Consider the following 20,572-nt stretch of genomic DNA (forward strand, 5'->3'; position numbering starts at 1 on the left):
TTCGGCACAGGCCATAGGGTGCCTAACGTGATCTGGATATGTCGGAAAGTGTGGGTTCGCTGGTCAGGGGCCTAGAAATTCGGCCAGAACCGGCGCGCCACACGTGCCCGACGCCCACCAAACATACCCCTGAGGCGCCCACGAGGACGGCGCCAAGCCCGGCGAACTCGGCCATGACGCCTCCCAGAGCCGCTCCGAGCGGCATCCCGGCCATGCCGACGAGGCGGTATGCCGAATTGACCCGGCCCAGCAACTCGGCGGGGATCAGCCGCTGCCGGGTCGAGATCACCAGGACGTTGGCCGCCGCGCCGGTGACGCCCCACAGGACGGCGGTCGGGTAGAGCGCCCAGGGGGTCGGCGCGATCACCGGCACCAGGTGCAGCAGGCTGCTGACCAGCCACGCGCCCACCAGCGTGCGGAACTCCCCGAAGAGCGCGGAGGCCCGCCCGGACACGAGGGAGCCGAGCACCGCCCCGGCGGCGAAGGTGGTCATCATCAGGCCGTACGCGCGCGGCTCCAGCCCCATCCGCGACCCGTCGCCCACCACCCAGAGCACGAAGACCGCCCAGTAGGCGGCCATGGCGAGGTTGAGCGTCCCCGCCGCGACGGCCAGGCTGCGCAGCATCCGGTGCGACCACAGGTAGCGCAGCGCCTCGCCGATGTCCCGCCGTACCGGCCGCCTCCCCTCCGTGCCGGGCGCCAGCCGGTATGTGCCGCGCATGCCCAGCAACAGCAGGCCGGCGGCCCCGTACAGGAGGGCGGGGCCGCCGAAGACGACGGCGGGGAGCGCGGCGACGAGCAGGCCCGCCACCGGGGCGCCGACGAAGTCGTTGCCGATCATCTGGGCGGTGGAGACGCGGCCGTTGGCCCTGGTCAGGTCGCTCTCGGGGACGGTCATGGGCAGGACGGACTGCGCCGACAGGTCGGCGAAGACCTCGGACACGCCGGCGATGAGCAGCGCCGCCAGCAGCAGCCAGAGATCCAGCAGGCCGAGCAGCGCCAGCACACCCGCGACGGCGAGGACCGCGGCGCGGGCGACGTTGGCCACGACCATGACGCGGCGGCGGTCGGCCCGGTCGGCGACCGCGCCCGCGTACAGCGCGAACAGCAGCCACGGCGCCGTCGCGGCGGCTCCCACCAGCGACACCAGGGTGGGGGAGCGGGTCATCGAGACGGCGAGGAGCGGCGCGCCGACCTTGAGCACGCCGTCGGCCAGGTTGGACAGCGCGGTGGAGGACCAAAGGTAACCGAACGAACGCCCCACGGCGGCCCTCCGATAGTGTGTAAGGGAAAGTGTGCATAGATTCCTTTGCAAAGATAGGCTTGCACAGTATGGGGAGCAAGAGCTTTTCCGCCCGGACTCTCGACGCGAACGCGCTGAAGTCCTTCGCCCACCCGCTGCGGCTGCGGATGTACGAGCTGCTGGACGAGCACGGGCCGTCCACCGCCACCAGGCTCGCCGCGCTGCTCGGGCAGAACACCGGCGCGACCAGCTACCACCTCAGGGAGCTGGCCAGGCACGGCCTGATCGAGGTGGCGCAGGGGATGGGGCGCGGCAAGGAGAAATACTGGCGCGTCACGCCGGGCGGCTACTCGTACGGCGACGCGGCCGCCGATCCGGAGACGGCGAGCGCGCTGGAGTTCCTGCTCGACGACCTGGTGCGCCAGCGCGGGGCGGAGCTGGCCCGGTGGCGGGAGGAGGAGCCGGGGGCGCCCGAGGAGTGGGTGCGCGTCAGCGGATACGGGCGGCGCTCGCTGCGGCTCACCCCGGAGGAGACGGGCGCGCTGCGGGACGAGGTGTTCGAGGTGCTGCAGAGATACCGGTCGCTGTCGGAGGGCAGGGAGCCGGGCCCGGCCGGCCCCCGCGATCCGTCGATCGGGCACGTGGTCGTGCACTTCGACGTGCTCCCGCTGGGCGCCGGCCGGGACGCCTCGGACGCCTCGGACGCCCCGGACGAGCCGGCGTCCTAGGAGAGCCCTAGGGGAGCCTCAGGAGAGCCGGACGGGCAGGGAGGCCAGACGCCAGGACATCGGCATGTACTGCCGCTCCGGCTCCCCCGCCAGGGCGAGGTCGGGGAAGCGGCTGAACAGCGCGTTGAACGCGATCTCCGCCTCGTTGCGGGCGAGCGCGGCGCCCAGGCAGTAGTGCAGCCCGTGGCCGAAGCCGACGTGCATCTCGCGCCGGGAGTCCTGCTCGCGGGTCAGGTCGAGCCGTTCGGGGTCGCCGAAGCGGCGCGGGTCGAGGTTGGCGCTGACCAGGATCGCGATGACCCCCTCGCCCTTCTTGATCGTCTGCCCGTCGATCTCGACGTCCTCGGCCGCGTACCGCGTCCTGGTGCCGTGCACCGGCCCGCACCAGCGCATCAGCTCGTGCACGGCGCGCGGCCACAGCCCCGGGTCCTTCTTCACCAGGTCGAGCTGGTCGGGGTGGGTCAGCAGGGCCAGGGTGCCGTTGCCGATGAGGTGCGCGGTCGTCTCGTGCCCGGCCAGGACCAGGGTGATGAGCATGGTGATCAGCTCGATGTCGCTCAGCCGGTCGCCGTCCTCGTCGTGGGTGCGGATCAGCGCCGACAGCAGGTCGCCGCCCGGCTCCGCGCGCCGCCGTTCGATGAGGTCGCGGCTCAGCTCGACCATCCGCCGCAGCGGCTCGTTGACCCCGCCGGGCACGAGCGTCATCATGGCCCGCCCCTGGTCGCGCCAGGCCGGGCGGTCCTCCTCCGGCACGCCGACCAGCTCGCAGATGACCGTGATCGGCAGCGGGTAGGCGAAGTTCTCGATCAGGTCCGTCTCGCGGTCCAGCCGGTCGAGCAGCGACCCGGTGATCTCGGCCATGCGGGGGCGCAGGTCCATCACGCGGCGGGCGGTGAACTCGCGGGAGACCAGCCGGCGCAGCCTGATGTGGTCGGGCCCGTCCACGTCGAGGATGCTGTCGATGATGTACGTCGCCAGCTCCTTGTCGATGCCCCTGGCGGCGATGAGCTGCTCGCGGATGTTGTCCACCCGCATCCCCGGCACGCTCGCCGGGTTGTTGACGAAGCGGGTGTCGCCGAGCACCGTCTTCACGTCCTCGTAGCGGGTGACCAGCCACATCTGCTTGACCTCTCCGGGGAAGGAGGCCCTGACCATCGGCCCCTCCTCCCGGACGCGGGCGAAGCCGCCGAAAGGGTCCCGCATGAGTTCGGGATCTGTCAGGTTGACGGCGTTCACGGTTCCTCCACTCAGGTGAGGTTCAGGTGAGTTTCCGCCGGTCGATCTCCTCGACCAGCAGGTCGCGCATGGTCCGGTAGAGCTCGGCCACCTGGGGCGCGGCGGCGCTCACGCGCCCGGCCGCTCCGGGGGCCTCGAAGGAGGATCTGATGACGTGCACGAGCGCCTCGGCCCTGGCCTCGAGCGGCACGTCGGTGTCCGCCCCGTACGCGTCGACGCTCACGAATCCGGTGAGGATCGAGGCGAACGCGTACAGGCACGCCCCGGGCTCCAGGTCGTCGCGGACGACGCCGTGCTCGCGCATGATGGCGAAGTAGTCGGCCATGAGCCGCCAGCGCGCCTTGACGAGCGAGCCGAGCTGGTCGGCGCCGCTGCGGACCAGCGTGCCGAGGGTCTCCGGATCGCCCGTCATGATCACGTGGATGATCGGGTCCTCGTGCACCCACAGGTACACCAGCCGGGACAGCTCGCTCGGGAGCGCGTGGGACGGGTCGGCCTCGAACGCGGCCAGGAACCGCTCGGTGATGCGTGCCTGCGCCCGCATCAGCACGGTGAGGAACAGCACTTCCTTGGTGTTGAAGTGCAGGTAGACCGTGCCCTTGCCGATGCCGGCCCGGCGCGCGACGTCCTCGATCGTCACCCGGCGGTAGCCCCACGACACCAGCAGCTCCCCGGCGGCGTCGAGGATCCAGTCGGCCCGCTCGTCGCTCATGCGCATCTCCTCCATGACCCGTTGACCGGAATCTCCAATCGAGTCATGCAGTCAACGGTACGCCTCCCGGATGCCCGCCGCCAGCCCGCCCGGAACCAAAAGGCGAGACGCCGTGCGTCGCGTCGGCCGTCCGGACACGTTCCCCAGAAATCCGGCCACGGGCACCGCCGCGTATTGGCCGCCGCGACGGCCGGTCGCTACGTTCGCCGCGAAGGCGACGGAGGTCGCGACGAGAAGGAGAGAGCGATGACCCACCGCATGGGCAAGGTGATCTGCGACATCACGATCTCGGCCGACGGGTACTCGGCCGGGCTCGACCAGACCGAGGAACGCCCGTTCGGCGACGACGGCGGCGACGGCTCGGGCGACAGGCTGCACGCCTGGATGTTCGACACTCCCGAGGAGAACCGCGCCGAGGTCGACCAGTTCTCCGCCGCCAGGGCATTCATCATGGGGCGGAACATGTTCGGCCCGGTGCGCGGCGAATGGGATCGGCGCTGGAACGGCTGGTGGGGCGATGACCCGCCGTTCCACGCCCCGGTCTTCGTCCTCACCCACTACGCGCGCGATCCGCAGCCGATGGACGGCGGCACCACGTACCACTTCGTCACCGACGGGATCGAGCCGGCACTGGCGCAGGCACGCGCCGCGGCGGGCGACGGCGATGTCGTGATCGCCGGTGGCGCGACCACCATCAACCAGTACCTCGCCGCCGGCCTGATCGACGAGATGCGGCTGCACCTCGTGCCGCTCACGCTCGGCGCCGGCACGCGGCTGTTCGAGGGCGTCCCGCCGTTGAAGCTCGAGCAGGTGAAGTCGCGAGCCGCGACCTCGGTCACGCACGTGACCTACCGCGTGCTGTCCTGAGCCGGGGGGCGGTGTTCAAGCCCGGTGAACAGCCGGGTCTGAGCGGGGCGGAGATCAGGACTTCTTGCGATGGTCGTCGGCTTCGGCCTGTCCAGGTGATCGCAAGCACGCCGAACGCACAGCAAAAAGGCCTGTTGGCCAGGGTTTCCCCGGCCGACAGGCCTTGCTGCACCGTCGGGACGACAGGATTTGAACCTGCGACCCCTTGACCCCCAGTCAAGTGCGCTACCAAGCTGCGCTACGTCCCGGTCGTGTCGGCCGCTCCCTGCGGAGCGGGACGACATAACCTTAGCGCACATCGGGGGTACACGCGTACACGGAGAGCTGGAGCGGAGGTGCCCGGGTGGGGCGCAAGCCGACCATCGATCGGCGGGAGCTGGCGAGGCTGGTCGCCGACGGCCTGAGCGTGCAGGAGCTGGCCGCGCATTTCGGGGTCAGCGAGTCCGGGGTGATGCAGGCCAAGCGGGCCGCCGGGCTGGCGAAGCCGATGCTGGACCACAGCGGGGCCGTACCGTGGAAGCTGGCTCGCGTGCACGCCCAGTCCGGGCCCGCCACCAATCTGCGCAACCTGTCGGCGGCCGCCCAGGGGAAGCCGCCGGCGGCCGAGCGGCTGAACACGGCGCTGCGGTGGGCGCAGCGGCTCGTCGACGAGGGCCTCGACGTGCGCTACGACGCGGCTGAAGGGTTCAGTGAGGTCCCCGCTCCACCAGGCGGCTCACATGTCGCAGCCGTGCTGGCCGCGGCCAGGAAGGGGATGGAGGCCCGCTGAGGGGGCGAGTTTCAACCCGCCTGTTCGAGGGCAGTCGCTGGTCTCAACACAGAGACCGGAGGCGAACATCATGACCACCTTCATCTGGGTGGCCGTCGTCGTGGTCGCGGTGGTGGCGCTCGCCGCAGTGGGTTATCTCGTGCTGCAGCAGCAGCGTCGCGGTCATCTCCGCGAACGTTTCGGCCCCGAGTACGAGCGCGCGGTAGCGGAACACGACAACCGCCGCGACGCCGAGCAGGAACTGCTCGACCGGGAGCGGCGGCATTCCGAGCTTGACATCCACCCCCTGACGGACGAGTCCCGCGACACGTACGCGAACCGGTGGACCGAGGTGCAGGAGCGCTTCGTGGACGCGCCCGGGTTCGCGGTGACCGAGGCCGATCAGCTGGTCACGGCCGTGATGGCGGAACGCGGCTACCCCACGGAGGACTTCGGCGAGCGGCTGTCCACCCTGTCGGTGGGGCACGCGGCCACCCTCGACCACTACAGGACGGCTCACGAGATCAGCGGGCGGGCGGCCAGGAAGGAAGCCTCGACGGAGGACCTGCGGCAGGCCATGGTGCACTACCGCGCGCTGTTCGAGGAACTGCTGCACGAGACCTCGCGAGGACGGTGAGGACGACATGACCACCCCCACTCCCGGCGGCGACGACGAACGCGCGCGCCCGGGACACCCCGATGACGACTACGACAGCCGAGATGACCACACCTCTTTCCGCTCCACCCCCGACACCCCCGCTGCTCCGGACGACCGGCTGGTGGCGGGCGGCCCTCGCCCCGAGGAGGAGGACGACGGGTACGCGACCGGTCCCGATCCCGCGGCACACCATGGCGACGTGGCCGACCCTGATCCCGCGCTGAGGCCGGGCGACCTGGCCGACCCCGATCCCTCGGCACGTCCTGGCGACGTGTCAGATCCCGGCGACACGCTGCGGCCGGGCGACGTGACGGACCCCGAGGCGCGGTCCGGCGGCGTGGCCGTCCCGGACGATGACGGCGGCACGCCGTACCGTGAGCCCTACGCCACGGCACCCGACGAGGTGCCGGCGCACGCCGCCCCCGGCGACGTCACCCTGTTCGACCAGGACCCCGAGCAGGTGCAGGCCCGCTGGCGCGAGCTGCAGACGTCGTTCGTCGACGACCCGGGCGAGGCGGTGCAGCGCGCCGACGGCCTGGTCGGCGAGGTCGTGGAGTCCCTCACCAGCAGCCTCACCAGCCGTACGGACGCGCTGCGCGACCGCTGGAAGGGCGCCGAGTCCTCCGACACCGAGCAGCTGCGCCTGGCGCTGCGCGACTACCGGACCGTCCTGGAGAGCCTGCTGGCCCTTTCCAGCCACCAGGGCGGAGACCACGGCCTGCGGAGCCAGGCGAGTCTTCAGAGCCAGGGAAAGAGGTGACCTGACATGCTCGCAGTGGTCGCAGCGATCATCTTCGGGCTGGGCTTCCTGCTCGACCTGGTCGGCGCGAGGATCCCCGGCGGGATCTCCGGCATGACGTTCGTGCTGCTGGGGCTGACCCTGCTGGCCCTGCACCAGGCAGGCGTCGGCACGGCGAGTATCCGTACGGGATACGGCAACTGGCGCGGACGAGCCCGCCGATAGGCCCACACGTACCCACGAAGGGAGACCGCCCCAAAGGCGGTCTCCCGAATGATGTGTCAATCCTTGCCGGGGAAGCGCATGACGACGGTGCTGCCGGCGTCCCCCGCGTCGAGGGTCAGCTCGGACGACAGCAGGCGGGCCACCCACAGCCCCATCCCGCCCACGGCCCCGGGCATCGGCCCCGGCTTCCACACGCCGTCGTCGTGCACCTCCACGACCAGGTCGCCGTTGACCAGCCACGTGCGCAGGACGGCCTGGTCGGCCCCGTGGGTGACGGCGTTGGTCGCCACCTCGTTGACCGCGATGACGAAGTCGCCGATGGTCTCCTCGGGCATGCCGGCGTGACGGGCCTCGCCCTCGGCGAACTGCCGGACCCGCGGCAGGTCCGGCAGCCGGAAGCGGAGCCGTTTCACGGGCACGCCGGGCGGCGGGCTCGTGTAGCCCGACTGAGGCTCCGCGTCCTCGTTCACCCGGCGACCTTCTTCTCAGCCGATCAGCCGACCAGCTCGGAGCGCAGCTGGTCGAGCACCTTGCGAAGGATGCGCGAGACGTGCATCTGCGAGATGCCGAACTCGGCCGCGATCTCGGCCTGCGTCATGTTGCCGAAGAAGCGCAGCAGCAGGATGTGTTTCTCGCGGGACGGCAGCGCGTCGATGAGCGGCTTGACCGCCTCCCTGTCGACCATGGTGCTCAGCGTGTCGTCGTCCTCGGGGATCACGTCGCCGAGCGAGGCGGCGTCGTCGTCGGTGCCGAGCGGCGCGTCGAGCGAGAGCGTGCTGTACGCCGCGGAGGCGTCGAGCGTGAGCAGGACGTCCTCCTCGGTGATGTTCATCTTGGCGGCCAGCTCGGCCACGGTCGGCGACCTGCCGAGGTCCTGGCTGAGGTCGGCCACCAGCCGGTTGAGCTCGGAGCGGCGCTCCTGGTAGAGGCGCGGCACCCGGATGGCCCACGTGCGGTCCCTGAAGTGCCGCTTGACCTCGCCGGTCATCGTCACGACCGCGTAGCCCCTGAAGGCGTGACCGAGAGTGGCGTCGAAGCCGTTGACGGCTTTCATCAGGCCGACGTACGCGGCCTGGAGGAGGTCCTCCAGAGGTTCGCCGCGGTAGCGGTAGCGCCGGGCGATCTCCATGGCGAGGGGCCTGTGCATCTCGACGATGCGCTCACGCAGCCGCTCCCGCTGAGTGTCGGGGGTGCCCTCCCTGGCCATCTCGGCCAGGAGTTCTTCCGCTGTCATCTCCTCGAGGACGTATTCCTGCACAGCCATCGCTGCTCCTCATATGGGTCGCAGGCGGCCTCCCCCCAGCAGGAAAAGCCCAGGCAGAGGCACGCCTCGCTCAACTCTCGAGACGAAAGCCCGCTGCTGGACTCCGCAACAAGTGTCCCCCGTATCTGTGGAAGTATTCCTCCCTTGTGCGGTGACAGTAGGGTTGCTCCGTGACAATGCCCGAGAACGGCGAGGGGTCCGTGGCGGCCCTGAGCCTGACGTCGTCGACGGTGGACGAGATCACCGTGATCCGGGTCGACGGCGTGCTCGACGCCACGACCCGCGAGCAGTTCGCCGATTACCTGTCCATGGCCGGCGCCGACCTGATCCTCGACCTGGCCGGGGTGACGTTCATGGACTCGCGGGCGCTGGGCCTCATCGTCCACCACTGGCAGACCAGCCTGTCCTCGGGCTCCAGGTTCGCGCTCATCGGGGTCGAATACTCCAAGTCCAAGGTGATGTGGATCACCGGGCTGGCGCAGCGGCTGCCGCTGTACGACACGCTCGACGACGCATTGGCCGCCATCGGCTGACCGGTGCCGGCACCAGGGGATCAGCGTTTCGACTTGCGCTGGTGCTCGTCGACCAGCAGCCTGGCCAGGTCGGCCACCTTGACCTGGTGGTGCTGGGAGATCCTGCGCAGCTCCTCGAAGGCGGCCTCGGCGGTGCACCCGCTCGTCTGCATGATGATGCCCTTGGCCTGGTCGATCAGGGACCGCCCGGCGAGGGCCTCCTGGAGTTGGGCGGCGTCGGTGCGCACCTCGTCGAACTCCCACATGTTGGCCATCGCCACCCCGACCTGCTCGGTCAGCATGTCGGCGAGCGAGTGGGCGCCCTGCGGGGAGAACGCGCCCGGGCGTACCGAGTACAGCCCGATCAGCAGCAGGGCGGGCGCCACGTCGACGGGGACGACGAGCACGGAGCGCACGCCCCAGCGGGTGGCCAGCGCGTCGTAGCGGGGCCAGCGGGTCTCGGTCAGCACGTCGCTCACGGCGGCGCGCCCGCCGCTCTGGCGGGCCTCGATGGAGGGTCCCTCGCCGATCTCGCGCTCGCCTTCGACGAGCGTGATGAGCTCGCTGTGCGAGCCGGACACGAGTACGCGGTGGTCGCGCCAGTGCTCGGCGGAGGCTCCTGAGCAGCCCGGGACGCCGGCGGCCAGCGCCGTGGTGAGCCCGCGCAGCACGCTCTCCGTCGAGGTGTCCTCGCCCAGCCGGCCGAGCGTGGCGAGGTCTCGGGCGAGACCGGGGGTGATCATCGCAGTCGATTCCATAGCAACAAGGCCCTACCCGATATGGCTAGTGATATCCCCTGTGTCGTAGCGTCAGAGGGTGACCATGCCGGACCTCGAACACGCGCTGGACGCGTTGGCCGGGCGCGTGTCGTCCCTGCGTGAGGCGAGGACGGCGTATCCCGCCGACCTCGCGCCCACGCTCGACGCCGCGCTCGCCGAGCTCGACACGGCGGCCGAACTGCTGGCCGAGGCCCGTGAGGCGCTGCAGAAGGCGCCCAAGCGCGCGGGCGGCAAGAAGGACGGCGCGCAGCGGGAGCTGAAGCTGCTGCGCCAGGTCTTCCGGGCCTTTCCCGTCCCGGTCATCGTGCTCGACAGCGGCGGCGTGGTCAGGCGGATCAACCCCGAGACCTCCCGGATGCTGGGCAGCCCTGACGGCTACCTGGTGGGCCGCTCGTTCCCGCTGCTGGTGGACGTGTCGCGGCGGGCGGCGTTCAGGTCGCACCTGACGGCGGTGCTGCAGACCGGGCAGCCGGCGGCGTTCGAGACGCGGCTGGCGCACCAGGGGCGCACGCACGTCGTCCAGGTGGCGCTGACCCGGCTGACCATGCCGGGAGAGCCGCAGCAGATGGTGGCGGCGGTGGCGCTGCCCATCGAGGTGCAGCTGCCGGAGCCGGGCGCGCGGCGGCCCGAGCAGACGGACGGCGCGCTGCTGATGGCGGCGGCCAAGCGGCAGGACCTGCTGGTCAAGATGGCCGGCCTGCTGCTGGACGAGGAGTCGCTGCGCCGGCCGGTGGCGCTGCCGAGGGCGACGCGGCTGCTGGCGGCCGAGTGGGCGGACTGGGTGATCGCGGACATGGTCCGCGACGGGCTGCCGCACCGCTCCGCCGTGGTGGCGCCGAAGAACCAGCCGCTGGGCGGGCTCGTCCGCCAGGTGGAGTCCGCCGACCCGGCGGGCGCCCAGGTCGTGGCCCAGGTGCTGGAGCGCGGGTCGGGCGTGGTGCAGGAGATGGTGGACGACGAGACGCTGCTCGGGTTCTGCGCCGAGGGGCCGCTGCTGACCACGATGGGCGCGGGCTCGATGCTGTGCGTGCCGATCGGCGCCGCTGACGGCGTGCTGACGCTGGTGCGCACGCACGACCGGCGGCCGTTCTCGCTTTCCGACCTGGCGGTCATGCAGGAGGTGGGGCTGCAGCTGGGCCTGGCCGTACGCGCCCAGAGCAGCTTCCAGAGCCGTTCGCGGGCCGCGGACGCGCTCGCGGCGAGCGTGGCGCCGGTCAGCCTGCCCGACGTGCCCGGCTACGAGGCGGCGGCCGTCTACCACCCGGGCTCGTCGGTGGGCGCCGAGTTCTACGACGTCTTCCCGAGGTCGGGGGGATGGGCGTTCGCGCTGGGCGGCGCCGCGGGCAAGGGCGACGAGGCGGCCTCGGTCAGCGCGATGGTACGCGGCGGCCTGCGGGTGCTCAGCGTCTGGGAGTCCGACCCCGACCTGGTGATGCGCAAGGTCAACGAGGCCCTGGTGGCGCAGGGCACGGGCATGTTCGTGATGGCGGTGACGGGTTTCGTCAAGGGCCGCGAGGTCAGGCTGTCGTCGGCCGGGCACCATCCCGCCGCGCTGCTGCAGGCCGACGGCACCGTGCGCTTCGCGGCGGGCGGCGGCGTGCCGCTCGGCATCGCCCCCGAGGCGGAGACCGGGGTCGAGCGGCTGACGGTCGCCGTGGGGGAGACGCTGGTGCTCTACTCGGAGGGCCTGATCTCCTCCAGGAACGAGCGCGGCGAGCCGTACGGCGAGGAGCGGCTGGCCGACGTGCTCGGCCGGTGCGCGGGCCAGTCGCCGTCCACCGTGGTCAAGACGGTGGAGGCGGACCGCAGCACCTTCTCGGGCGGCCGGGTGTGGGACGAGATCGTGATCCTCGCTGTCCGAGGTGTCTGATCTGTGGGGGTTTGCGATCGGCTCAAACCTGGGTATGGTCGAAGGCGTAGAACGACGTGCCTAAGACGCAGGCACACCTTTGAGGCTTTCCACGCTGAGGTGTGCCATGAATATCGCGATCGTCACCGCCGCCACGGGTAGCCGGCGGCACCACATCCTTTCCGTCGCTCGCGAGCTCGGCCGCGGGCACCACGTCACCATCTACTCCCGCCGTGACAACGCCGACGGCAAGCCCAAGACGCGGGTGGCCCCGGGTGTCACGCTGGAGCAGATCGACGTGGGGCCGGCGCTGGAGCTGGCGGACGACGACGTCGCGCCGTTCCTGAACGACGTCGGCGAGCACCTGACGAAGCGGTGGAACCAGGACCGGCCCGACGTGATCCACGCGCACTCGTGGACGGGCGGGCTGGCGGCCGTGGCCGCGGCCAAGGACCTCGGGGTGCCCGTCACGCAGACGTTCCACACCGTGGACGCCGTGCACAAGGAGCTGGAGCTGGCACTGGGCCGCCGGGCCGACGCGGTCATCGCCGGCTCGGGCGACGAGGAGTCGGCGCTGATCAGGCTCGGCGTCCCGCGCGGCAACATCGCCGTGGTCCCGTACGGTGTCGACACCGAGCGCTTCCAGCGCCGCGGCGCGGTGGCCACGCGCGGCACCCGCAAGCGCCTGCTGCACGTCGGGCCGCTGACGCCCGAGCGCGGCGCCCACACCATCGTCCGCGCGCTGCCGGGGCTCGGCGACGTCGAGCTGGTCATCGCGGGCGGCCCCGAGCCGGACGACCTCGATGACGACAGGGACGCCCGCAGGCTGCGCGCCCTGGCCGAGCAGCTCGGCGTCGAGGACCGGGTGACGCTCCTCGGCCAGGTCAAGCGGGCCGCCGTGCCGAAGCTCATGCGCAGCGCGGACGCCGTCGTGTCGGTGCCGCGCGAGGCCGTGACGGGGATCGTCGCGCTGGAGGCCATGGCCTGCGGCGTGCCGGTGATCGCCTCCGCGGTCGGCGCGCACCTGGACTCCGTCATCGACGGCGTCACCGGGCTGCTCGTGCCGCCTGACCGGCCGGCGCGCACCGCGCGGCTGGCCCGGGAACTGCTGTGGGACCCGACCCTGCGCACCGCCCTGGGCTATGCCGGGGCCGACCGGGCGCGCTCGCGCTACTCGTGGGAGCGGGTGGGGCAGGAGCTCGTACGGGTCTACGAGGCGGCCTGCGCCTGACCTTCCGCCCGGCGGGCCGCCGCCGCGCTCCATGCGGATTTCCGGAACGGACGTTACCGGAGTGACATCTTTGGTTCGATGGAGCGCATGGTGACACGCAGTCCGATCCTGGCGGCGGTGACGCTCCTCGGCGTCGTCGCGCTTCCGCAGACCGCACAGGCCGAGACGGCGGGCTGGGGCGACCCGGTCCTCGTGGAGAACTTCAACGGCTCGTCCGTCAACACCAAGAAATGGATGATCTACCACTCGCCCCGCGCCGACCGTAACCCGCGCACCGGGAGGGCCACGACCGTCGGGAAGGGAATGCTGCGCCTCAAGGGCGGCATGTACGGCGGCAAGGACCTCTCGGGAGGGGTCGCCACGAAGCTCGCCCAGCGCTACGGCCGGTGGGAGGTCAGGTTCAAGGCCGAGGCCGGCGCCGGGTACACGCCCGTGGCGCTGCTGTGGCCGACGGCGCAGGGCGAGGGAGGCGACTACGCCGAGGTCGACTTCGCCGAGATCGTGGACCCGAAGCGGCAGGGCGGCGGGATCTTCGTGCACGGCGGCCACGGCCGGGCGCAGCGGCAGCTGCGGGCCGACTTCACCACATGGCACACGGTGGCGGTGGACTGGCTGCCGGGCCGGATGACGTTCTGGCTCGACGGCAGGAAGCTGTGGGACTACCGCGGCGCGTACGTGCCCGAGGGCCGCGAGATGGGCCTCGCGCTGCAGAACGACGTGGTGTGCGAGCCCCGCTGCCGCGACTCGGGCACGCCCGCCACCGTGTCGATGTACGTCGACTGGGTCAAGATCTACAAGGCTCCGAGGCTTTGACGCGCGAGCCTAGAGCAGCCGGGCGGCCTTGAGCCCCAGGTGCACGGCCAGGCGGTCGTCGCCGTCCGACAGGTCCTTGTGCGTGAGGCGCTCGGCCTTGCCCAGCCGGTAGTAGAGCGTCTGGCGGTGGATGCCGAGCTCGGCCGCGGCCTTCTGGGCGTGGCCGCCGTGGTCGAGGTAGACCTCCACCGTCTCGGCCAGCTCGGCGTCCAGCGACGCGGTCTCGCCGGCCAGCTCGCGCAGGTCCGGCCCGGCGAGGCGGGCCAGCAGGCGGTAGGCGCCCAGGTCCTTCCAGCGGGCGACGGGGGCGTGCCGGGGGAAGTGCTCGGCGACGCGCAGCGCCTGGCGGGCCTCGCGCCAGCTCAGCCAGGCGTCGGCCGGGTCGGTCCTGGGGGCGCCGATGCCGGCGGCGGTGCCGTACGCGCTCTGGAGGGTCTGGGCCACCTCGCCGGCGAGGTGGGCGGGGGCGAGCACCGCGACGGGCGAGCCGGTGCGGGCCAGCACCCCGCGCGGGAGCGTCCAGAGCGCGGCCACGCGCTCGGCGGACTCGCGGACGGCCACGGCCGTGACCGGGCCGGTCGTGACGAGGCCGGGCACCTCGATGGACGCGCCCGCCCGCTCGGCCGGGTCGGAGGAGAACAGCGCGAGCAGCCCCCGACCGAGGTCCTGCCTGCTCCTGGCCTCCTGGGCGAGCTCGGCGGCGGCCCTGGCCACCAGTGGCGCCACCGAGTCGAGCGCGGCCGGGTCGTGGGTGAGCGCGCCGGAGTCGAGCAGCCACAAATAGCCGTAGGTGACGTCGCCGTGGCGCAGCGGCCAGCACACCCTGGCCAGCACGCCGAGCTCGGCGTCGGCGGGGATGCGGACGGGCCCGGCGGCCCTGGCGATGCCGTAGCGCTCGAAGTAGTCGCGCACCTCGCCGGTGGCGCGCCGGCGCAGGATGGACTCCTGGCGGACCGTGTCGATGTCGCCGTGCTGCGCGCCGTAGGCCAGCAGCCGGAACGAGCGGTCCTCCAGCGTCGCGGACGCCCCGAGCCGGGCGGCGATCTCGTCGACGATCTCTTGCAGGTCGGCCGTGTTGTGCATTTGTACGACAGCCTGCCACATCAGGCGTTACGCACGTCGATGGCCCCCGCTGAGCTGGGTTTTTAGACTCGAAGCATGTTGGGTCACCTGCTCCTCGCCGCCTCGCGGAGCGGCGTCGTACGCCGTACCGTGTCGGGCTTCCCGCTCACCAGGAAGGTGGTCGAGCGGTTCGTCGCCGGAGAGGGTGTCCAGGAGGCGCGGGTCGCCGTCGAGCGGCTGCGCGACGCGAACCTGGCCGTCACCGTCGACCACCTCGGCGAGGAGACGCGCGACGCGCGGGCCGCCGAGAACACCACGGACGCCTACCTCACGCTGCTGGAGGCCGTCAGGCCGCTGGAGCTGGGCGCCCGGGGCGAGGTGTCGGTGAAGCTGTCGGCCATCGGGCAGCGGCTCGACGACGCGATGGCGCTGGAGCACGCCCGCGAGATCTGCGCCGCCGCCGCGGCCGCCGGCTCGACCGTCACGCTCGACATGGAGGACCACACCACGGTCGACTCCACGCTGACGATCCTGCGCAAGCTGCGCGAGGACTACCCGGCGACGGGCGTGGCGATCCAGGCGTACCTGTTCCGCAGCGAGCAGGACTGCCGCGACCTGGCCGTGGAGGGCTCGCGGGTGCGGCTGGTCAAGGGCGCCTACCGGGAGCCGGCCTCCGTCGCGCACCAGGGCAGGAGCGCCGTGGACAAGGCGTACGTGCGATGCCTGCGGATCCTCATGGCGGGGAAGGGATACCCCATGGTGGCGACGCACGACGATCGCATGATCGCGATCACGGAGCTGCTCGCCGACCGGTTCGGGCGGACGATCGGCGACCACGAGTTCCAGATGCTCTACGGAATCCGGACCGACCGGCAGGAGGCCCTGGCGGGAGCCGGCCACACGGTCCGTGTCTACGTCCCCTACGGCGACGACTGGTACGGCTACTTCATGCGCCGCCTGGCCGAGCGCCCCGCCAACGTCGCCTTCTTCCTTCGTGCCCTTGGGGGTAAGTAATGGATGCCATCAGCAACGTCCCCGTGCCCGCCAACGAGCGCGTCCTCGGCTACGCGCCGGGCAGCGCCGAGCGGTCGGCGCTGGAGGACCGCATCAAGGAGCTGGCCGGGTCGTCGCTCGACCTGACCATGACCATCGGCGGAGAGCGGCGCCTCGGCGCGGGCGCCGCCATCGACGTGGTGCAACCGCACAACCACGCCTCCGTCCTGGGCCGTACCAACGACGCTACGGCCCAGGACGTGCAGGACGCCGTCGACGCGGCGCTGGCGGCTGCGCCCGCGTGGCGGGCGCTGCCGTTCGACGAGCGGGCGGCGATCTTCCTGAGGGCGGCGGAGCTGCTGTCCGGCCCGTGGCGGGCGACGCTGAACGCGGCGACCGTGCTCGGCCAGTCGAAGTCGGCGCAGCAGGCGGAGATCGACTCCGCCTGCGAGCTGATCGACTTCCTGCGCTTCAACGTGTCGTACGCGCGGCAGCTCTACGCCGAGCAGCCGCTGTCCTCGCCCGGCGTGTGGAACAGGATGGAGTACCGGCCGCTCGAAGGGTTCGTGCTGGCGATCACGCCGTTCAACTTCACCGCCATCGCAGGAAATTTGCCGACTTCTGCCGCTTTGATGGGGAATGTCGTTGTCTGGAAGCCGTCGCCCACCCAGCAGTTCGCCGCGCACTTCACGATGCGGCTGCTGGAGGAGGCCGGGCTGCCGCCCGGCGTGATCAACATGGTCACCGGCAACGGGCAGGCCGTCTCCGAGGTGGCGCTCGCCCACCCCGAACTGGCCGGGATCCACTTCACCGGCTCGACGGCGACGTTCCAGCACCTGTGGCGCACCGTCGGCCAGAACATCGCCGGCTACCGCGGCTACCCGCGTATCGTCGGCGAGACCGGCGGCAAGGACTTCGTGCTGGCCCACCCGTCCGCCGACCCGGGCGTGCTGTCCACGGCGCTGATCAGGGGCGCGTTCGAGTACCAGGGGCAGAAGTGCTCGGCGGCCTCGCGGGCGTACGTGCCGCGTTCGCTGTGGAGCCGCATGCGCGACGACTTCGTCTCGCTGGCCGAGTCGCTGACCGTGGGCGACGTGGCGGGTGACCTGTCGACGTTCATGGGCGGGGTCATCGACGCGCGGGCCTTCGCCAAGCACAAGGAGGCCATCGACCGGGCGCGGGCGGCCGCGAACATCGACGTGCTCACCGGCTCGTACGACGACAGCGTCGGCTACTTCGTCAAGCCGACCGTCCTGGAGTGCGCCGACCCGGCCGACGAGATCTTCGTCAAGGAGTACTTCGGGCCGATCCTCGGCGTGCACGTCTACGACGACGGCGACTTCGACGCGGTGCTCGACCAGATGAAGGACATCGCCCCGTACGCGCTGACCGGGTCGGTCGTCGCCCAGGACCGCTACGCCATCGCGGCGGCCTCCGAGCGGCTGCGCTTCTCGGCGGGCAACTTCTACGTCAACGACAAGCCGACGGGCGCGGTCGTGGGCCAGCAGCCGTTCGGCGGGGCGCGCGCCTCGGGCACCAACGACAAGGCCGGTTCGATCTTCAACCTGATCCGCTGGGTGAATGCCCGCACGATCAAGGAGACGTTCGTCCCGCCCACCGACCACCGTTACCCGCACATGGGCTGATTTATACGGTTTATCCCGTAATATCGTCCATTTCGCGCGCCATGAGCCCCCGGTCCTGCCCCGGGGGCTCATGGCGTCATGTCCCGCCCGTCGTGGTGTGCCGTCGTGGTGTGCCGTCTTCGTGCCGTTGACGCCGTGACCGCCCGCCCCCAGCATGGAGGGATGCAGGTGGCGATCCCGCTTTACCCCCGTTTCACCGCGCTCGACGCGGTCGGGCCGTACACGGTGCTGGCGTTCGCGCCCGGCTGGACGGTCACGTTCGTCGCGGAGCAGGCCGGCCCGGTCACCGACGACAGGGGCTCGCTGAATCTGGCCGCCACGGCCTCGTACGCCGAGCTGGACCGCCCCGACGTCATCGTGGTGCCTGGCGGCACCGGGACGCTCGACGTCATGGGCGACGAGGCGCTGGTGGGCTGGATCCGGCAGGCCCACGAGCACACCCGGTGGACCACCTCGGTCTGCACGGGCTCGCTCCTGCTGGGCGCGGCGGGGCTCCTGGACGGGCTGACGGCGACCACCCACTGGGCCCTGCTCGACCTGCTGCGGCAGGTCGGCGCCGAGCCGGTGAGCGAGCGCGTGGTGACCCAGGGCAAGATCGTGACCGCGGCCGGGGTGTCGGCGGGGATCGACATGGCGCTGTCGCTGCTGGCGCAGGCCGCCGACGTGGAGACGGCGCAGGCCGTGCAGCTGGCCATCGAGTACGACCCGCACCCGCCGTTCCAGGCCGGCACCCCCAGGACGGCGCCGGAGGGGACGCCCGAGCGCGCCCTCAAGCTCATCACCTGACCTGTTCCGGCCGGCGAGCATCACGGCTGGTGCAGCCGCCGGGCGAGATGCCGTTGCAGTTCGATGTGCCTGAACTCCCGCGACGCGAGCGAGAAGAGGACCGGCACGGGTCCTTAGAGCGCCTGTCCTCGATCAGGCGCGGGATCTCGGCCAGGTGGTCGCCGGTCCAGGAAAGGCGGGGCGCTGCCGCAGGGAGACCCGGACGTTGATCGCGGGCCGGGGGCCGGATCGGCGTGGATCTTCGGGCTTTTCCCGCCCCACTGCGGCCGTCCGCTTGGAATGCTAGGACCGTGAGCCGGCGTACGAAAACCTGGTGGTTCTCGGCGGGTGTCGCGATCGGGACGGTCCTGGTCGTCGCCGCCGCCCTGCGGCTGTGGACGCGCTATCCCGGTGACGTCGACCCGGTCAGCGCCGGATTCGCGCTCATCGGCACCGCCATCACCGCCGTCTCGTGGTGGCAGGCGCGGCGGCTGGCCGACACCGACGTGCAGGCGGCGGCGGCGCGGCTGGCCCAGCGGGTGCCGGCGGAGGAGAAGGCGCAGCGGGCGCAACTGGTGGGTGGCAAGGGCAGGGACGCCGTCATCGACGTGGACTTCGCCTTCCACCCCACCGACGGCCCCGTCTCCGCTCCGCCGCGCGGCAGCCTGGAACGGGTGGCCGCCTACTTCCGCGACCTCCCGGCGCCGCGACGGCTGGTGATCGCCGGCGCGGCGGGTTCGGGCAAGACCGTCCTCGCGATCGAGCTGATCCTGGAACTCCTCGCCGGCAGGCGGCCCGGCGAACCCATCCCCGTACGGATCTCCGCGACGAGCCTGGATCCCGACGTGCCGGTGAAGGACATGCTCGCCCGGCACCTCGCGGCGACGTACGACCTGAAGCCGGTGGTCGCGCGCACGCTCGTGGAGGCGGAGCAGATCCTGCCCGTCATCGACGGGCTGGACGAGATGGACGAGACCGACGAGCCGGGCTACGGGTCGCGGGCCGCCCGGGCGCTGCGCGCGCTGGAGGACTACGAGCACGGGCTCGAACGCTGCAGCCTGGTGGTGACCTGCCGGGCCGACCAGTACGACGCCCTGGTCGCCGACCAGGCCGCTCCCCGCCGCGTCGTCCGCGTCGACGTGAACCGGGTGACCGGCGACAAGGCATGGCGGTTCGTCCAGGCCGTCACCGACCAGCGCGACCCCGAACGCTGGCAGCCGGTCCTCGACGCGCTGACCCGCGACGGTCACGTCCTGGCCGGAGCGCTGGACACGCCGTGGCGGCTGACCCTGGCGGTCAGCGTCTACGAGCAGCGCGACCCGGTCACCGGGCGCTACGTGCGCTCGCCCCGCGCCCTCACGGAGTTCGCCGACGAACTGTCCATACGCGAGCACCTCCTCGGCCTGTTCATCCCCGCCCGCCTGGCCGCTGCGGACCCGGCGGGCAAGGGGCCGGGCGCCGGGCGGGCCCACGCCTGGCTGTCCGTCCTGGCCGGCCACCTGCGCGCGAACGCGTCCCGGCCGCCGTTCCACGGACGCGTGCTGTCCAGCACCGATCTCGTCCTGCACCGGTTGTGGCCGCTGGCCGGGGACCGCCCGCGGGCCATCGGCGCGCTGGTGGCCCTGATCACGTGCCTTCCCGGGGTCGCCGTCGTCGCCGCAGCCCTGGCCCTGGTGCTCGCGCAGACCGAGATCGTGGACGGCCGGATATCGGGACGGACGGTCTCGGCGTTCATGCTGATCTGGCTGCCCGGCCTGGTGGCTCTGGGCCTGGTGTGGGAGCCGGTCAGAGCCTGGCGGGAGGTGTGGTCCGCGGCGGACGACGTGGGCGCCCGCCGCCTCCACGGCGGACGTGACCGCAGGAAGGCCGTCGTGGACGGCGTGTTCGCGGCCGTGGGCGGCTTCCTCGCGGGACTGGCGCCCATCATGGCGTTCGACATCGACCTCCCGCTGTGGCTGCCGCTCGGTTTCGCCGTCCTGTTCGGCATCGGCATGGCGATCCCGGAGCCGAGGGACGGCTTCCGCGGCGGCGCCGACCCGGGGGCGATCATCCGGAACGAGGCCGTACGGACCGTGGTGGCCGCGCTCACCTTCGGCCCGGGGTTCGGATTCATCCTGGGGCTCGGGTTCGGAGAGCTGCTGGACGGGCTCCCGTCCGTGACCGCGGTGGCCGCGGGCGCGGTGTTCGCCATGTCCCTCGTGACGTCCTGGTCACTGCTGCTGTCACGCCGCTACCTGGGCCTCCTCCTGTCCGTGCGCGGGCGGCTGCCGTGGCGCCTCGGGCGCTTCCTGCGTCGGTGCTACGACGCGGGGCTGCTGCGGACGTCCGGCATCGCCTACCAGTTCCGCCACCGCGAGCTGCAGGACTACCTGGCCGCGCACCCCGTACCGCCGCCTCCAGGGCCGGAACCGCACGGCGGCGGCTCCTCGGACAGCGGAGAGGAGGCCGGAACGCGGCTGCCGGGGTGACGGTGCGGGGCGAGCCGGGGATCGAGCGGAGAAA

At 71.8% G+C, this 20,572-nt stretch carries 21 protein-coding genes and 1 tRNA gene; 14 read left to right on the forward strand and 8 right to left on the reverse strand.

Going from position 1 to position 20,572, the window contains the following annotated elements:
* Positions 1-22: 22 nt before the first annotated feature.
* Positions 23-1,264 (reverse strand): MFS transporter, encoded by a 1,242-nt coding sequence (locus tag FH608_RS36700; protein WP_139634986.1) that lies wholly within the window; start codon positions 1,262-1,264, stop codon positions 23-25.
* 68 nt (positions 1,265-1,332) lie between these two features.
* On the opposite strand from FH608_RS36700, the gene FH608_RS36705 reads away from it, so the two are divergent.
* Positions 1,333-1,971 carry an ArsR/SmtB family transcription factor gene (locus FH608_RS36705; RefSeq protein ID WP_139634987.1) on the forward strand — a complete coding sequence of 213 codons (639 nt, stop codon included), beginning with the start codon at positions 1,333-1,335 and terminating at the stop codon, positions 1,969-1,971.
* A gap of 18 nt (positions 1,972-1,989) precedes the next feature.
* Here FH608_RS36705 and FH608_RS36710 read toward each other — a convergent pair whose 3' ends face one another.
* Positions 1,990-3,207 carry a cytochrome P450 family protein gene (locus FH608_RS36710; protein ID WP_226900227.1) on the reverse strand — a complete coding sequence of 406 codons (1,218 nt, stop codon included), beginning with the start codon at positions 3,205-3,207 and terminating at the stop codon, positions 1,990-1,992.
* A gap of 22 nt (positions 3,208-3,229) precedes the next feature.
* Entirely contained in the window at positions 3,230-3,919 is a 690-nt protein-coding gene (locus FH608_RS36715; RefSeq protein ID WP_193318830.1) for a TetR/AcrR family transcriptional regulator, read from the reverse strand.
* Positions 3,920-4,165: 246 nt separating this feature from the next.
* Between FH608_RS36715 and FH608_RS36720 the strand changes: the two genes are divergently transcribed.
* Positions 4,166-4,786, forward strand: coding sequence for a dihydrofolate reductase family protein (locus FH608_RS36720; RefSeq protein ID WP_139634989.1), 621 nt, complete (start codon positions 4,166-4,168; stop codon positions 4,784-4,786).
* Positions 4,787-4,960: 174 nt separating this feature from the next.
* On the opposite strand, the gene FH608_RS36725 is transcribed toward FH608_RS36720, so the two are convergent.
* Positions 4,961-5,034 (reverse strand) — tRNA-Pro (locus FH608_RS36725).
* A 95-nt stretch (positions 5,035-5,129) separates the two neighbouring features.
* Here FH608_RS36725 and FH608_RS36730 point away from each other — a divergent pair.
* From FH608_RS36730 to FH608_RS36745, 4 genes are all read left to right on the forward strand, one after another.
* Positions 5,130-5,555, forward strand: coding sequence for a helix-turn-helix domain-containing protein (locus FH608_RS36730; RefSeq protein ID WP_139634990.1), 426 nt, complete (start codon positions 5,130-5,132; stop codon positions 5,553-5,555).
* A gap of 70 nt (positions 5,556-5,625) precedes the next feature.
* Complete coding sequence (locus FH608_RS36735; protein ID WP_139634991.1) at positions 5,626-6,171, forward strand: hypothetical protein; 546 nt, start codon at positions 5,626-5,628, stop codon at positions 6,169-6,171.
* A gap of 7 nt (positions 6,172-6,178) precedes the next feature.
* A complete protein-coding gene (locus tag FH608_RS36740) occupies positions 6,179-6,952 on the forward strand; it encodes a hypothetical protein (protein ID WP_139634992.1) in 774 nt (257 codons plus the stop codon).
* Positions 6,953-6,958: 6 nt separating this feature from the next.
* The gene (locus tag FH608_RS36745; RefSeq protein ID WP_139634993.1) at positions 6,959-7,156 is read left to right on the forward strand and encodes a hypothetical protein; all 198 of its coding nucleotides are present in this window, start codon (positions 6,959-6,961) and stop codon (positions 7,154-7,156) included.
* A gap of 56 nt (positions 7,157-7,212) precedes the next feature.
* Here the strand turns inward: FH608_RS36745 and FH608_RS36750 are convergent, their stop codons facing one another.
* Together FH608_RS36750 and FH608_RS36755 are read right to left on the reverse strand one after the other, a co-directional pair.
* Entirely contained in the window at positions 7,213-7,626 is a 414-nt protein-coding gene (locus tag FH608_RS36750) for an ATP-binding protein (protein ID WP_139634994.1), read from the reverse strand.
* 23 nt (positions 7,627-7,649) lie between these two features.
* On the reverse strand, positions 7,650-8,420 hold the full coding sequence (locus tag FH608_RS36755; RefSeq protein ID WP_139634995.1) for a SigB/SigF/SigG family RNA polymerase sigma factor: 771 nt from the start codon (positions 8,418-8,420) through the stop codon (positions 7,650-7,652).
* Between the two features lie 176 nt (positions 8,421-8,596).
* Between FH608_RS36755 and FH608_RS36760 the strand changes: the two genes are divergently transcribed.
* On the forward strand, positions 8,597-8,953 hold the full coding sequence (locus tag FH608_RS36760; protein ID WP_139635135.1) for an STAS domain-containing protein: 357 nt from the start codon (positions 8,597-8,599) through the stop codon (positions 8,951-8,953).
* Between the two features lie 20 nt (positions 8,954-8,973).
* Here the strand turns inward: FH608_RS36760 and FH608_RS36765 are convergent, their stop codons facing one another.
* Entirely contained in the window at positions 8,974-9,675 is a 702-nt protein-coding gene (locus FH608_RS36765; RefSeq protein ID WP_226900228.1) for an ANTAR domain-containing response regulator, read from the reverse strand.
* 79 nt (positions 9,676-9,754) lie between these two features.
* Between FH608_RS36765 and FH608_RS36770 the strand changes: the two genes are divergently transcribed.
* The 3 genes from FH608_RS36770 (at position 9,755) to FH608_RS36780 (ending at position 13,604) form a co-directional block, all read left to right on the forward strand.
* On the forward strand, positions 9,755-11,581 hold the full coding sequence (locus FH608_RS36770) for a SpoIIE family protein phosphatase (RefSeq protein WP_139635136.1): 1,827 nt from the start codon (positions 9,755-9,757) through the stop codon (positions 11,579-11,581).
* Between the two features lie 106 nt (positions 11,582-11,687).
* Complete coding sequence (locus FH608_RS36775) at positions 11,688-12,791, forward strand: glycosyltransferase (protein WP_139634997.1); 1,104 nt, start codon at positions 11,688-11,690, stop codon at positions 12,789-12,791.
* An 87-nt stretch (positions 12,792-12,878) separates the two neighbouring features.
* Positions 12,879-13,604 (forward strand): glycoside hydrolase family 16 protein, encoded by a 726-nt coding sequence (locus FH608_RS36780; RefSeq protein WP_193318831.1) that lies wholly within the window; start codon positions 12,879-12,881, stop codon positions 13,602-13,604.
* 9 nt (positions 13,605-13,613) lie between these two features.
* Here the strand turns inward: FH608_RS36780 and FH608_RS36785 are convergent, their stop codons facing one another.
* Complete coding sequence (locus FH608_RS36785) at positions 13,614-14,687, reverse strand: PucR family transcriptional regulator (RefSeq protein ID WP_139634999.1); 1,074 nt, start codon at positions 14,685-14,687, stop codon at positions 13,614-13,616.
* A 75-nt stretch (positions 14,688-14,762) separates the two neighbouring features.
* Between FH608_RS36785 and FH608_RS36790 the strand changes: the two genes are divergently transcribed.
* From FH608_RS36790 to FH608_RS36805, 4 genes are all read left to right on the forward strand, one after another.
* Positions 14,763-15,680: a proline dehydrogenase family protein gene (locus FH608_RS36790; RefSeq protein ID WP_139635000.1), complete on the forward strand. Its 918-nt coding sequence runs from the start codon at positions 14,763-14,765 to the stop codon at positions 15,678-15,680.
* Positions 15,680-17,305, forward strand: coding sequence for an L-glutamate gamma-semialdehyde dehydrogenase (gene pruA / locus FH608_RS36795; protein ID WP_139635001.1), 1,626 nt, complete (start codon positions 15,680-15,682; stop codon positions 17,303-17,305). Before FH608_RS36790 ends, pruA begins: the two co-directional genes overlap by 1 nt.
* Before the next feature lie 162 nt (positions 17,306-17,467).
* Entirely contained in the window at positions 17,468-18,091 is a 624-nt protein-coding gene (locus FH608_RS36800) for a DJ-1/PfpI family protein (RefSeq protein WP_139635002.1), read from the forward strand.
* Between the two features lie 290 nt (positions 18,092-18,381).
* Positions 18,382-20,538: an NACHT domain-containing protein gene (locus tag FH608_RS36805; RefSeq protein ID WP_139635003.1), complete on the forward strand. Its 2,157-nt coding sequence runs from the start codon at positions 18,382-18,384 to the stop codon at positions 20,536-20,538.
* Positions 20,539-20,572: the final 34 nt, after the last annotated feature.

This window comes from Nonomuraea phyllanthi (assembly GCF_006334985.2).
Classification (GTDB): Bacteria; Actinomycetota; Actinomycetes; order Streptosporangiales; family Streptosporangiaceae; genus Nonomuraea; species Nonomuraea phyllanthi.

What these genes read in the sequence shown, in the direction of transcription:
- FH608_RS36765 (WP_226900228.1), bottom strand. Translation starts at nt 9,675, where the DNA reads ATGATCACCCCCGGTCTCGCCCGAGACCTCGCCACGCTCGGCCGGCTG.
- FH608_RS36755 (WP_139634995.1), bottom strand. Translation starts at nt 8,420, where the DNA reads ATGGCTGTGCAGGAATACGTCCTCGAGGAGATGACAGCGGAAGAACTC.
- FH608_RS36735 (WP_139634991.1), top strand. Translation starts at nt 5,626, where the DNA reads ATGACCACCTTCATCTGGGTGGCCGTCGTCGTGGTCGCGGTGGTGGCG.
- pruA (WP_139635001.1), top strand. Translation starts at nt 15,680, where the DNA reads ATGGATGCCATCAGCAACGTCCCCGTGCCCGCCAACGAGCGCGTCCTC.
- FH608_RS36720 (WP_139634989.1), top strand. Translation starts at nt 4,166, where the DNA reads ATGACCCACCGCATGGGCAAGGTGATCTGCGACATCACGATCTCGGCC.
- FH608_RS36790 (WP_139635000.1), top strand. Translation starts at nt 14,763, where the DNA reads ATGTTGGGTCACCTGCTCCTCGCCGCCTCGCGGAGCGGCGTCGTACGC.
- FH608_RS36760 (WP_139635135.1), top strand. Translation starts at nt 8,597, where the DNA reads ATGCCCGAGAACGGCGAGGGGTCCGTGGCGGCCCTGAGCCTGACGTCG.
- FH608_RS36705 (WP_139634987.1), top strand. Translation starts at nt 1,333, where the DNA reads ATGGGGAGCAAGAGCTTTTCCGCCCGGACTCTCGACGCGAACGCGCTG.
- FH608_RS36715 (WP_193318830.1), bottom strand. Translation starts at nt 3,919, where the DNA reads ATGAGCGACGAGCGGGCCGACTGGATCCTCGACGCCGCCGGGGAGCTG.
- FH608_RS36800 (WP_139635002.1), top strand. Translation starts at nt 17,468, where the DNA reads ATGCAGGTGGCGATCCCGCTTTACCCCCGTTTCACCGCGCTCGACGCG.
- FH608_RS36745 (WP_139634993.1), top strand. Translation starts at nt 6,959, where the DNA reads ATGCTCGCAGTGGTCGCAGCGATCATCTTCGGGCTGGGCTTCCTGCTC.
- FH608_RS36770 (WP_139635136.1), top strand. Translation starts at nt 9,755, where the DNA reads ATGCCGGACCTCGAACACGCGCTGGACGCGTTGGCCGGGCGCGTGTCG.
- FH608_RS36775 (WP_139634997.1), top strand. Translation starts at nt 11,688, where the DNA reads ATGAATATCGCGATCGTCACCGCCGCCACGGGTAGCCGGCGGCACCAC.
- FH608_RS36740 (WP_139634992.1), top strand. Translation starts at nt 6,179, where the DNA reads ATGACCACCCCCACTCCCGGCGGCGACGACGAACGCGCGCGCCCGGGA.
- FH608_RS36780 (WP_193318831.1), top strand. Translation starts at nt 12,879, where the DNA reads ATGGTGACACGCAGTCCGATCCTGGCGGCGGTGACGCTCCTCGGCGTC.
- FH608_RS36785 (WP_139634999.1), bottom strand. Translation starts at nt 14,687, where the DNA reads ATGCACAACACGGCCGACCTGCAAGAGATCGTCGACGAGATCGCCGCC.